At 46.3% G+C, this 13,378-nt stretch carries 9 protein-coding genes; 5 read left to right on the top strand and 4 right to left on the bottom strand.

Translation table 11 applies throughout. The features are described 5' to 3' along the window. Positions 1 to 105: 105 nt before the first annotated feature. Entirely contained in the window at positions 106 to 2,136 is a 2,031-nt protein-coding gene (locus tag ACFFJH_RS16030) for a UvrD-helicase domain-containing protein (protein WP_390213949.1), read from the top strand. 37 nt (positions 2,137 to 2,173) lie between these two features. Here ACFFJH_RS16030 and ACFFJH_RS16025 read toward each other — a convergent pair whose 3' ends face one another. Both ACFFJH_RS16025 and ACFFJH_RS16020 read right to left on the bottom strand, forming a co-directional pair. Beyond that, on the bottom strand, positions 2,174 to 3,538 hold the full coding sequence (locus tag ACFFJH_RS16025; RefSeq protein ID WP_390213948.1) for an MATE family efflux transporter: 1,365 nt from the start codon (positions 3,536 to 3,538) through the stop codon (positions 2,174 to 2,176). Positions 3,539 to 3,593: 55 nt separating this feature from the next. After that, complete coding sequence (locus ACFFJH_RS16020; RefSeq protein WP_390213947.1) at positions 3,594 to 4,394, bottom strand: substrate-binding periplasmic protein; 801 nt, start codon at positions 4,392 to 4,394, stop codon at positions 3,594 to 3,596. Positions 4,395 to 4,811: 417 nt separating this feature from the next. On the opposite strand from ACFFJH_RS16020, the gene ACFFJH_RS16015 reads away from it, so the two are divergent. Continuing rightward, positions 4,812 to 7,334: a zinc-dependent metalloprotease gene (locus ACFFJH_RS16015; protein ID WP_390213946.1), complete on the top strand. Its 2,523-nt coding sequence runs from the start codon at positions 4,812 to 4,814 to the stop codon at positions 7,332 to 7,334. Positions 7,335 to 7,501: 167 nt separating this feature from the next. Beyond that, a complete protein-coding gene (locus ACFFJH_RS16010) occupies positions 7,502 to 7,906 on the top strand; it encodes a BLUF domain-containing protein (RefSeq protein WP_390213945.1) in 405 nt (134 codons plus the stop codon). Between the two features lie 13 nt (positions 7,907 to 7,919). On the opposite strand, the gene ACFFJH_RS16005 is transcribed toward ACFFJH_RS16010, so the two are convergent. Continuing rightward, positions 7,920 to 8,588: a hypothetical protein gene (locus ACFFJH_RS16005; protein ID WP_390213944.1), complete on the bottom strand. Its 669-nt coding sequence runs from the start codon at positions 8,586 to 8,588 to the stop codon at positions 7,920 to 7,922. 234 nt (positions 8,589 to 8,822) lie between these two features. Between ACFFJH_RS16005 and ACFFJH_RS16000 the strand changes: the two genes are divergently transcribed. Then, a complete protein-coding gene (locus ACFFJH_RS16000) occupies positions 8,823 to 10,856 on the top strand; it encodes an oxidoreductase (protein WP_390213943.1) in 2,034 nt (677 codons plus the stop codon). Positions 10,857 to 10,985: 129 nt separating this feature from the next. Here the strand turns inward: ACFFJH_RS16000 and ACFFJH_RS15995 are convergent, their stop codons facing one another. Continuing rightward, a complete protein-coding gene (locus tag ACFFJH_RS15995; protein WP_390213942.1) occupies positions 10,986 to 11,537 on the bottom strand; it encodes a c-type cytochrome in 552 nt (183 codons plus the stop codon). Between the two features lie 456 nt (positions 11,538 to 11,993). On the opposite strand from ACFFJH_RS15995, the gene ACFFJH_RS15990 reads away from it, so the two are divergent. After that, positions 11,994 to 13,343: a site-specific integrase gene (locus tag ACFFJH_RS15990; protein WP_390213941.1), complete on the top strand. Its 1,350-nt coding sequence runs from the start codon at positions 11,994 to 11,996 to the stop codon at positions 13,341 to 13,343. Positions 13,344 to 13,378: the final 35 nt, after the last annotated feature.

Below are 13,378 nucleotides of genomic sequence, written 5' to 3'. Positions count from 1 at the left end.
TTCATTTGAAATTTAAAAAATAGCTTCCCCCTGTTTAGCCGGCAATTCCAAGCTTTACCGCGTCAGCGGTTACAATAGCGCCTTAATAGCAATCTGGTCGTTCTCATGTCCCACGGTTTAAATCAACCCCAACGCGATGCAGTTAATTATATGGATGGTCCATGCCTAGTTTTGGCAGGGGCGGGTTCGGGTAAAACGCGGGTTATTACGCAGAAAATTTGTAACTTGATTGAGTTGCATGGCTACGATCCTAAGCATATTGCGGCGCTTACCTTTACCAATAAAGCTGCCTTGGAAATGCAGGAGCGGATTGCCAAATTGCTGAAAGAACCTAAGCAAGCAAATAAGCTAACGGTTTCCACTTTTCATTCTTTGGGTGTAAAAATCTTGAGGCAAGAAGCGCGCGCCTTGGGTTTGAAAGATCGTTTCTCAATTATGGACAGCGACGATTGCTTCTCGCTGGTACAAGATTTAGCAATTACGACCGACAAGCAATTGATACGCCGCATACAAACCGCCATGTCTCTCTGGAAGAACGGTTTGGTCGATCCCGAACAAGCGCTGCAACAAGCGCAGGATGAAGACGAAGCGCAGGCGGCGCGCGTGTATCGCAGCTATGTTGCGACACTCTCGGCGTATCAGGCGGTCGATTTTGACGATTTGATTCGCTTGCCGGTAGAGCTGTTTCGACAAAATGAAGAAGTACGCGATAAGTGGCAACGTCGTTTGCGTTATTTGCTGGTGGATGAATATCAGGATACCAATACCTGCCAATACGAGTTGGTGAAATTGCTGGTAACCGGTATCGGCAAAAAACCGATGTTCACAGCGGTGGGTGACGACGACCAAGCGATTTACGCATGGCGTGGCGCGACCATAGAAAATCTTAAAACCTTGCAAGTCGATTTCCCGAATTTGCGCATTATTAAGTTGGAGCAAAACTACCGCTCCAGTACCCGCATTTTGCAGGCGGCCAATTCGGTCATCGGTAACAATCCTAAGCTGTTTGATAAATCCTTATGGTCGGAACATGGTTTGGGCGATCCGGTGAAAGTCATGGGGATGCAAGATGATGAGCAAGAAGCGCAGCAAGTTGCGATTATGATCTCTGCGCATCGTTTTGAGCGTCGTGCGGCTTGGGCTGATTATGCGATTTTGTATCGCGGCAATCATCAAGCACGTGTGATTGAACAATCGCTGCGTAAAGAGCGCATCCCGTATACGATTTCTGGCGGGCAGAGTTTCTTTGACCGTGCCGAAATTAAAGACATTATTGCTTACCTGCGGCTTATCGCGAATGAAGAAGATGATCCCGCTTTCATTCGTGCGATTACAACACCCAAGCGCGGTGTTGGACAAGCCACTTTAGAAGCCTTGGGCTCTTATGCTGGTCAATGGCAATGTTCCTTGTTTGAAGCCGTGTTCAAGGGCGGTATTGAGGCAATTTTGACAGACCGTCAGCTACGTCCTTTGCGCGAATTCTGTAACTTCATCAATAATGTTGAAGCACATGCACACCGCGAGGGTCATGCCGAGCAATTGCTCGATGATCTAATGAAAGAGATTAACTACGAATCCTATTTGTACGATAGCTTTGACGATAAAGCCGCGCAGAATAAATGGCAAAACGTCCTCGATTTCACGCAATGGCTGAAACAAAAAGGTAATGGCGGTAAAGATGGTACTGATGATCATCGTAGCTTGCTTGATCTAACCCAGATGGTGGCTTTGATGACCATGATGGAAGGAAAGGACGAAGATCCTGATGCGGTACGTATGTCTACCTTGCATGCGTCAAAAGGTTTGGAATATCCGCATGTGTTTTTGGTCGGTGTCGAAGAAGGAATCTTGCCGCACAAGGGCGACCCCGATGCACCAGTCGAAACCATCGCCGCTCGTATAGAAGAAGAGCGGCGCCTGATGTATGTCGGCATCACCCGCGCTCAACGCAGCTTACACGTCACTTGGTGCAAGAAACGTAAACGCGCCGGTGAATCAGTCCATTGTGATCCGTCGCGCTTTATCAAAGAAATGAAACTCGATGAAGGCGACGCACCACCTAAAGAAGACGAAGTGATTACACCGCAAAATCGTTTGGCTAATCTGAAGGCTTTATTGAGTCGGCCTAAAGAATAAATCGAGGCGAATTGAATTGGCAGTTGGAACGTCTCGCTCAAACACCATTGGTTTGATCTTGTTCGATTTTGTGTAAAACCCGAAAGCATAGCCACACACTCAGCGCACCAAAGAAAACCACGCCCAGCCCATAACCCGCCATCACGCCGCGGGCGCCGAACCATAGACCGCCAAAGTAGACGAAGGGAATCACGCCTATCGTGGCGCGTCCCCAGTTGAGAGCGGTGGAATACAGTGGGTAGCCTAAATTATTGAATGCGGCATTGGCGACGAATAGGCTACCGTTAAATAGAAAACTGCCCGCCACAAAAATGCAAAAGAACACGATGACATCGCGTCCCAGATCATGGGCGTCGAAGGCGGTGGCAATCAGTGAACTAAAGACCGCCAGCAAGAACCACACCGCCAACACATAAATCAAGGTGAGTTTTAAACTATCACGCATGGTTGAGCGTAAGCGGTCAAAGCGTTTAGCGCCTAGGTTTTGTCCTAGGATAGGACCGATCGCACCGGATAAAGCGAATAGCCCGGCAAAAGCCATGGGAATTAAGCGCGAAATGACCGCCCAGCCCGCCACTGCCGAGTCGCCATATTTCGCAATTGCAGTAGTGACGGCTGCGTTACCAAAAGGTGTTGCCACATTCGTCATGATGGCGGGAATGCCAATATTGGCAAACGCTTTGGCACTGCGCTGAAAAATATCGGCACTTGGTTTTGCAAATAAGTGGTGAATTTTCAGTACGCCATAAAATCCTACGCCAGCTAATACCAGACGGGCGCAAATATTGGCGTAAGCTGCACCATCTAAACCTAATCGCAGACTGAAGATGAATAGGGGGTCGAGTATTGCGGTTGCTGCCGCTGCACCCAATGTCACATACATCGCACGCTTGCCATCGCCGACCGCGCGTAGTAAGCCGCTTAGTCCCATGCCGAGGGATAGTAAAGGTAGTGAAGGTAACACGATGGCGCAGAAGCGCTTTGCCAACGAAGCGGTCTCACCTTGTGCCCCTAGAAGATTCAGAAAGCTTGATAACAGCGGATAAGTGAGTAGGACTAACAGCGTGCTAATACCCGTAATTAAGTAGAGTGCGCTGCCTGCCAATTGTTTGGCGATCTGCATTTCTCCCGCACCGACGGCGCGTGACACCACCGCTGTGGTGGCGATCGATAAGCCTATGCCTATGGACGTGTGAAAGAACAGTAAGGTACTGGCATAGCCTATTGCGGCGGTGATTTCGGGTTTGCCGAGTTGCGATACATAAATCAGGTTTAAAACATCGACTAAGAAGACGGCAATCAAACCGACCGAACCCGTCGCTGTCATATTGATGACATGACGCATGGTCGAGCCTTCTAGAAATTTGCGATTAATCTGAGTGGAATCCGGTGCAGTTGCCATGTCGCTCTTTGCCTGATGAGGTGATTATTTCAAACGAAGCTGGCAGTGTAGCGGATTAATGCAAAATCGTCGTGGCAACTGGGGGAATAGAACCTTCCTTACGTCCTTTAGCCATGGCCAGATTGATGCGATCTAAGAGCTGTCGATTGGCTGGCGAGATGCGCATTGCAAAATGATTGCTGACGATGGAAATAGGTTTTTCCTGTACACAGAATACTTTTGCATTACCGCTATTGTGCAAACCGCGCTTGGTGTAACTGAGGTTAATCGCATGCTCCAAGGCTTTGGGCGTATCGACACTGTCGTACCAGACTAAGGCATCCATACGCTTTGCCATGAGTTTTTGCAAACGTGAAATGCCAGCGCCAATATCGTTTTCTACTCTAAATAATTTGTTGACTTCGGCATCAAAGGCTTCCCCAGAGCTGGTACCCGCCACCACGCCTATGAGTTTGCCCTTTAAATCTTGCAAGCTGTTGAATGGAAAGTTGGTATCGCAACGTGTTACCAGCCAATTCCCATTAGCATTGATGGTATCTGAGAACAAGTATTTGGTACTGCGTTCTTTATTGATCGACATACCTAGCAAGATGACATCGTCATGTAAGGCATTTTCCATCGCCCGTTTCCAAGGGACACGCTGGACTTGAAATTGAATATGAAGCGCTTGGCTGATATATGCCAGTAAGTCAGAAGTACCTTTGGAGAGAGGCACGGGTTTTCCATCTCGATCGAATTCTTCTATCGTTTGTACTTTGACGCGTTCTTGTGCAGATGCTGAAATGATACCAGTGCCAGTCATGGTGCTTATGGCTAGCATTAGAAAAACAGGAAGGAAAACACTAGACCATTTCATGCTGTATCTCACTTAAGCTTGTTATTGATTGTAGCAAGAGTTTTTGACGTCACGAATTTCCACTAGTCTTTTTATTCGCTTAGTGTCGTCAGAATGCAGCGTTTGTAGCAGAAAATTTGACCCACTTTGATCACATAAGTTCATTCGGTCTAAATCATTTATTTTTTCTTACGAAATTTTCTACTTATGCTTATTCATACATACTCATACATATTCATGTATACATGTGCGCAGTCATATCTAATGATTTTCAAATTAAGTGGTTGCATAAAAAGTGCGCTAAAGTAAAGACAGTTTTAATTTAAATTGAGAATTTTTTTATGTGCAAATCTCAATTTGACGCAACTTAATTGGTTTTTGCTTGGTCGAACTATGATGCATTTCTTTTTTCCTGCTGTTATGTAAAGTGAGAATTCTATGCCTGCTCCTATCTCTGCGTTTCAATCAAAATTCATGCTAACGGTGTTGGCATCTAGCCTTGTGCTGGCCTTCACTGCGATGGAAATTCAGGCGCGTCAAATGTCATCCATAGCGCCGTCTGCTGCGTCGGCCAATGCTATTGCCAGTGATTTTGGGGCGCAGACGGTAGGGATGAAAAAGCAGAGCGGATTATTTGATATCTGGAGCAGTGCTGAGCAGGCCAAGGTTTTGTTGGCGGTTACGGATTTAGATAAAGCTTTTTTATTGGTGACCTCATTGCCCTTTGGTTTAGGGTCGAATGACGTTGGTTTGGATCGTGGTCAGGTTGGTGCTAGTAAATTAGTACGATTTGAACGTCATGGCAAACGTCTATTTTTAGTGCAAGAAAACACCCGCTTTGTCGCTGACTCGCCCAATGCCGACGAACGAGCATCCGTGCGCGAAGCATTTGCCGGCGCTGTTTTATGGGCGGGCGATATTTTAGCAACTGAGTCAGTAGGAGGAAAACCACGTTACCTGATTGATTTTTCCAGCTTTTTGCTGGCAGATCGTCATGGCGTGGCCGATAGCTTGAATCGCACACGTCAGGGAAATTATGCACTGGATGAAAAGCGTAGCGCGGTATTAGGTCAGCAAGCTAAATCTTTTCCTGATAATACCGAGTTAGAAGCCGTCTTAACTTTGGCGGGTGCTGGAGAGGGACAATATGTGCGTCAAGTGGCAGCAGACGCCAAGAGTTTGCGCGTACATCAACATGTTAGTTTAATCCGTTTGCCGGAAGGCTATGTGCCACGCGCCTATCATCCTGGCTCTGGCGGGATTGATAGCGAGAAAATGGATTTCGCCACGCCCTTGGCAGATAGCATACAAGTGCGCTGGCAATTAAGACATCGTTTAGAAAAGACTGATCCTACTGCGGCACTCAGTCCTGTCAAAAAACCTATCGTTTATTACTTGGATCGAGGAACGCCAGAGCCGGTGCGTTCCGCCTTATTAGATGGTGCTCGTTGGTGGAGTAGCGCATTTGAAAAAGCCGGCTTCAAGGATGCGTATAAGGTGGAATTATTGCCTGAGGGTGTCGATCCCATGGATGTGCGTTACAACACGATAATGTGGGTACACCGTGCCACACGTGGCTGGTCGTATGGTAATGCGGTCAGCGATCCGCGTACGGGGGAGATCATTAAAGGTGCTGTCACTCTAGGTTCTCAGCGCGTGCGCCAAGACATCTTGATTGCCGAGAGTTTGTTAGCGCCGTATGGCAAGAGTACTAATAACGAAAAGAAGAACGCTGCTGAGCAAATGGCCTTAGCGCGTCTGCGTCAATTAGCTGCGCATGAAGTTGGTCACACCTTAGGAATCGCTCACAATTTTGCACCTAGCCGTCAGGGTAATGGTTCCGTGATGGATTATCCGCATCCTTTGTTGGGTTTCAATAGTAAGGGGGACGTGGAGTTAAAAGACGCCTATGGCGTCGGTGTCGGCCCTTGGGATGATTTTGTGATTCAACATTTATACGCCAATTTCCCAGGCCAAAACGAAGATGAGGCTTTAGCGAAGTTGCGTGTCGCGGCCAAAGCGGCGGGTTTGCAATATGTATCGGATACCGATTCTCGCTCACCCGGTGCAGCGCATCCTAATGGTCTGTTGTGGGATGTAGGAGCTGATTCTGTTAAATCTTATGATCATTTAATGGCTGTGCGTCAGCGCGCATTGAATAATTTTTCCCCCGCCGTATTGCCGCCACAACGCCAAATCGGTGAACTGGAAGCGCGTTTGGTGCCGGTTTATTTGTTACATCGCTATCAGACCGAGGCCGTGGCGCGTTTGATCGCTGGTGGTGAATATGAATACGGCACCGCCCAAGATGTGAACGTCGGGCGGGTACAAGCAGGTGTTAAAACCGTACCTGCCGCTTTGCAACGACAAGCGTTGCAGAAAATATTGGCTAGCTTGCGCGCTGAAAATCTGGCTTTACCCAAAAATGTCTTGGAGATATTGACGCCACAATCAGAAGGTTTTAATCGTACACCTGAGTATTTTTCCAGTCGTATGAATGTCGTATTTGACGCCTTGTCGGCCGTGGAGGCCGGCGCGGCGCAAACCAGCATGTTCTTATTTGATGCGGCCAGAATTAATCGTTTGGCTTGGCAGCAGGCAAATGATGCGCAGCAATTAGGGGTGACTGAGCTGTTTAGGCAAGTGTTTGAGCAGACTTGGAAGCGAGAAGCTATTCCTTCTCAAGTGGTGGCAGGAGAGGCGGTGCAGCTTGCAGCAAATTGGGTGGTGCTTGACGCAACTTTGAATTTGATTGATAGCGCTCGCTTGCATCCGCAGGTTCAAGCCGAGGTGCGTCAGGTGCTGGGGGATTTGGGGATCTGGTTGCAAAAAAATCCCGGAACAGGCAGTAAGGCCAGCAGTCGTAAGCAAGCCGCAGATTTGATCGTCTCGTATTTGCGTGATCCTGCCAGTGTTAAATTACGCCCGTTGCCTCCGATACCTCCAGGGGCGCCGATTTGATGCTGTAACACTTCAATATTAATTTTAATATTGATATGAATTGCAGCGCTTCGATATTTCGCAAACCAAGCGCAAGCTTTCTTGCTTGATCCGGGATTAGGTTTAGAATGAATTTGGTGCACGTATCTTATTGCGTGGACTGAATGTAGACCGATTGTGGAGTTAATATGAGCCTGATTCAATTAGTGTATGCAAGTCGTTTGGTGGGCGATGAGTCGGTATTGAAAGCCATACATAGCCATGCTGTCAGAAATAACACCGCACGGACGATCACAGGTATGTTGCTATACGCAAATCGTCGGTTTTTACAAGTTTTGGAAGGCGAAAGCAAGGCGGTGCATGCGACTTTTTCTTACATTAAAGCGGATTCTCGCCATGAGCATGTGACTTTGTTGCTAGAGCAAACCATAGAAGAACACTACTTTCAACATTGGAATATGGGGTTCCGCCATCTACAAGAAGAGGAGCTTGCTCGTTTCCCCGCTTATGCCGCTTATTTTAAGGACGACTTTACGCATTTTAAACAGCAGCCTCAGGTCGCGTTAGAAATTTTAAAGACCTTAGCCACGTGAGTTGTGCCCTCATTTAAGGACGCAAAGTATCGTCGAAATTTTTCAGCGGCCAATTGAGCGATTGTGTAGAAATCTTAGTTTTGGGTGATACTTTGGTTTTGCTGGTTAATGCTTTGCGTATACAGTGACCGAGCCGGTTATTTTGAAACCGCTCGATAAACGACATCAGCTGCATTACTTTTGCTTCTTGCGCCTGCATCGCAAGTTCTAAGTCGGGTATGGTGTGATCACCGATCCAAGTCAAGGACTGCTGAGACATGGTAGTGATGCTGGCGATGCATTTGGGATCTGAGCTACTGCTATCGTCATTAAGATGGATAGGACAGGCAACTGCTTGGGCAAAATCGCTATCGAATTTGCGTAAATTACCCAGTCCGAAATCAATCAAGTATTGATCATTCACTAAGCAAAAAATATGGCCGGCTAGCTGGCCGGGGTCTATGTACGTAGGATGCCCCAGTAAAAATCGTTGATCAGTTTTACTGTCGAACTGTACATAGCATGCGATAAGTTTTACTCGATATTGCTTTCTACTTAAGGCTAGAGATAATAAACTGTTAATAAATAGGCAGTATGAGCCATAGTTTTTCAGAATGTCAAGATAGTCAAAATCCTGAAATAATTGCTCAACATCGGCAGTTAAGTCTCCAATCGGTAAATGATTGATAAAGTTGCTTTCCATAGACTGTCTTTAATTTAGAACTAAGTGTAGATCTGAAAAACTATAAATCACCATAGTATTTAATGAGATAAAAAACAAAAATAGTTACAATTGTTACTTTCTTTGTGGAGCGTTTTTGGCGGCTTGAATGCAGACTCGCTGTGCATTTTAGAGAAGTACAACTAGGCAAAATTTCGCTATTTTTAAGTAGCTTGTGTATTCTTTGATGATCTTGTTTTTTGACTAGGATTGTTTATGCAGAACGCACATTTTCCTCATTTGTTAGAACCTTTAGACTTGGGATTCACCCAATTGCGCAATCGCGTCATGATGGGATCTATGCACACCGGTTTGGAAGACAGGTTTTACAATTACGGTAAATTGGCTGCGTATTTCAAAGAGCGTGCGCGTGGTGGTGTAGGTTTGATCGTTACGGGAGGTATTTCTCCCAATCGCCGTGGCTGGTTACTGCCCTTTGGCGGCACCATGAATAGTCTAGGTGACATCTTCAATCACCGCAAAGTGACTCGTGCCGTGCACGAAGAAGGCGGCAAGATTGTGATGCAGATTTTGCATTCCGGTCGTTATGGTTATCAGCCTTTCATCGTGTCGGCGTCAGATAAAAAAGCACCTATCTCCAAATTTAAACCAAAAGCGCTGACCGAATCAGGAATAGAAAGTACGATTCGTGACTATGTACGCTGTGCAAAACTGGCTCAAAAATCGGGTTATGACGGCGTAGAAATAATGGGTAGCGAAGGCTATTTATTGAATCAATTTTTGTGTGTGCGTACCAATCAACGTACCGATCGTTGGGGTGGCTCTATCGAAAACCGTATGCGTCTGCCGATAGAAATTGTGAAACGAGTGCGTGCTGCGGTAGGTACCAATTTCATCATCATGTATCGCCATTCGATTTTGGATTTGGTCGAAGGTGGAAATAGTTGGGATGAAGTGGTGGCAGTTGCACAAGCCCTAGAAAAAGCCGGTGTGACTTTATTTAATACTGGTATCGGTTGGCATGAAGCTCGTGTACCGACTATCGTCACCTCAGTGCCACGCGCTGCCTTCGCCGCTGTTTCTGGGCGTTTGAAAGCCGCGGTATCTATTCCGGTGATTGCGTCGAATCGTATCAATATGCCAGCTCAAGCGGAAGAAATCATCGCGAATGGCATTGCCGATATGGTGTCGATGGCGCGTCCTTTTTTAGCCGACCCTGAATTCGTGAATAAAGCTGCGCAAGGTCGGGTTGATGAGATTAATACCTGTATTGCGTGTAATCAGGCCTGTTTGGATCATACTTTTTCCAATCAACGCGCCAGTTGCTTAGTTAATCCACGTGCTGCGCATGAAACCGAATTACTGTATTTGAAAAAAACCGTTGTCAAACGTGTGGCTGTAGTCGGTGCTGGGCCAGCAGGTTTATCTGCTGCGACGGTCGCCGCCGCCTGTGGTCATGATGTTAGCTTGTTTGATAGCTCAGATAGTGTGGGTGGTCAATTTAAGATTGCGATGCAGATTCCTGGTAAAGAAGAGTTTAAAGAAACTCTGCGTTATTTTAGCAAACGCCTTGAAGTGACTGGCGTCAAAGTTCATTTGGGACAGCGCGTGACCCGCGAGGAATTAATGGCACAAGGATTTGATCACATCATTATCGCTACTGGTATTACGCCACGAACACCAAAGATTGAAGGCGTGAATCACCCCAAAGTAATGTCTTATCTGGATGTGCTTTTGCATAAAAAGCCCGTCGGAAAAAAAGTCGCGATTATTGGTGCAGGTGGGATAGGCTTCGACGTTGCGGAATATTTATTGCACGACACAAATGTACCTTTGCCGATTCCCTTATCCACTTGGTTGGGTGAATGGGGAATCGATTTGCAGGCCAAGCAAAACGGAGGATTGGTGAAGCCAGAGCCTGCCCATCCTGTGCGCGCCGTGTACCTCTTACAACGCAAGGCCAGCAAGGTTGGTGCAGGATTGGGTAAAACGTCAGGTTGGGTGCATAGAGCGACTTTGCAACGCAATAAGGTGCAAATGTTGGCGGGCGTGGATTATCAAAAAATTGATGACCAAGGTTTGCATGTGAGTATCGGTGGCAAAACCCAAATACTAGATGTTGATCACATCATTTTATGCGCAGGGCAAGAATCCCTGACCGAATTGATGCCAGCACAGCAAAGTGAGTCTGGCCCGCGTTTTCATAAAATTGGTGGCGCTGCGCTGGCATCAGAATTGGATGCAAAACGAGCGATTAAAGAGGGCGCAGAACTCGCTGCCTCTTTGTGATATAGCTCTACAACTGAGTAGGTATTGGAAGATAAGTACTGAAGTCAGATCAATTGCTCTAGAAATAAAAAAAGCCAGTCAATTGACTGGCTTTTTTCAACTACAAGAATTTGCTATCCAGAGTTGCTATTACTTTGCAGAAGCTTCAGTTGAGGCAGACGCAGAAGCAGAAGCTTTTACTTCAGGTTCTTTAAATTTACCACCGCTGGCGTTCGCCATGTGAACTACCGCGCGAGCGACTTCCACGTTATCCAGATCAGGATTGCCGCCTTTTGCAGGCATACCACGCAAGCCTTCTAAAGCATGTTTAACCACAGTGTCGTAGCCTTGAGCGATACGTGGCCCCCATGCGCCAGCATCACCAAATTTTGGTGCGCCCGCAGCGCCAGTGCCGTGGCAAGCTGCACAAGCAGCTTTGTAGACAGCCTCACCTGTTTGCAATACTTTAGGGCCGTTAGCGTCAACGAAAGTAAAACCTTCGTTTGCAACAGGACTAATACGTGCAGCAACTGCTTCTGGCGCTTGGCTATTAGAACCTGCCCCTGCTTTGGTATCGCTGGCAACATATTTCACCAACAACGCAATAATGATAATCGGGACTATAAATCCAGCAAGAACGGCAACGATAAGTTGCTTAGGCGTTTTAATCGCTGATTCGTGTTCGTCGTGGGCGTCGCTCATGGTTTCCTCAATGCAAAAATAAGTCAGGTTTGCTCGCCGCATAATACGTCAGGCTAAGCGTAAAACATCAGATTATAGAGCTAAAGCTTGTGTTTTGGAATGAAAAATCGGCTTTTGCGACAGTAGAAACGGTTCAAGAAAGCAAGAATTCCACAAATAAGCAAAGAATTGCTAAAGAGCTTAGCGCTAATTTGCGGTAGAATACGCGCCTCTTTGGCAGCTTTGTTTTCACAAATTAGCTGCAAAAATTGCAATGCGCCAGTAGCTCAGATGGATAGAGTACAGCCCTCCGAAGGCTATTACTTATGGGTGATGAGCTATATTTCATGCGCATCTTCACGTAAGTGACTACTAATTTTTGAAATCTTGGTCCAAATCTTGACCTAAAAGACTCTAAAATTTAGAAAACAAGCTAAGACATCGTCCCTAGACCTAACTCCTACATTTTTGGAGTTAATGATGTCAAAAATAGCTTTATTCCCTGGCCTCGATATTTCCCAGCGTCAGCAAAGTTTCCGTGCACGCGTGCGAGTGTCGCCGTTCTACGATTTAACCAAGACGTTTTCGACTGAGCTTGATGCTGCCATTTGGGGCACTACAGCTTTGCAGAGGCTGAATAAGTTACGGACGCAACTCAAGTCTGAACAACGCTTACCTTCCTTCCCCATATCTCGCGAAGACGCCATTAATTTACAACTGTTTGATGCGATTGAAGGACTTCAAGGGGTAGAAACGGTAGCGAAGCCAAAAATGATGGCGACTATCGGTGACAAAATTTTAGTCTCTGACATAATCGATAGTTATGTTCAACATGACACAAAGTTACAAGCTACTAACCCAAGTGCAAAAGCAAGGCGGTTGAAGGAGTATTTCGCGGGTATGACATTAGCTGATGTCACGATGACGCTATTGAACAAGTACAAAGAATTGCGTAAGAGTGGGGGGTTAGGTAGTGGCCGCTCCACAGAGCCCGCAGATTACACAAAGAAAAATCGTGAATATCAAGCTCGTCTCAGAGCAAAAAAGCGAGGTACTCCTTTCGTTGTTAAGGTGACGCCAGTTTATACAGTACACAATGATACGATACGAAAAGAAATTGGTTTCTTACGATTGGCAGTTAAAGCGTACATGCACAGAATTGGTGATAGCGAATTTCATCGTTATAGTCATTACATCGCTGGCCATCCAATATTTTTCGTTAAGCTTCCATCTAAAGGTAAACCTCGTAATCGCCGTATTTCAGACGAAGAAGTTACTGCACTTTTACGCAACATTAAGTGTCCTCTAAAACGTACGTCATTTTTGTTAGCGCTCTATACCAGTTTACGTCGCACCGAGATAGTTTCATTGCGAGTAGAAGATGTTCAATGGGATAAGTGCCAGGTATTGCTGCGCGCCCCCGTAATTAAAGACCCAGATAATCCCGGGAATTGGATTGAGAAACCGAAATCCAAAACAAAGACTCGTTTTGTCCCGTTGATATCGGAAGCTATAAAACTTTTAGAGGAAGCCTGTAGAGGTCGAACTTCAGGAAAAATCTTCAATTTTAGCCCAGAAGTTTTTAGTCAATCCATCGGACGAGGCTGCTCTAAAGCAGAGATTTCTGATTTGCGTCTGCATGATTCGCGCAGGGAGTCAGTTTCATGGTTACATGACGTACACGGTCTTACGATAACCGAATTGATGTCCTTCACTGGACATGCTGACCCCACAGTTTTGATAAAACATTACTTTGGTCCTGACGCGGGAAAATTGGCCGAAAAGATTGCATCTAAAGGACTCGGTAAGCGCGAATTTGCCTTGTAAATTAAGCCAATCTAAAATCGTCATTCTTCGGGGGA

It is taken from the genome of Affinundibacterium danionis (genome assembly GCF_042432465.1).
In the GTDB taxonomy this organism is placed as follows: Bacteria; Pseudomonadota; Gammaproteobacteria; order Burkholderiales; family Burkholderiaceae_D; genus Undibacterium; species Undibacterium danionis.
Note: the sequence above shows the minus strand (reverse complement) of the source record. Positions and strands in the feature narration are given on the sequence as shown.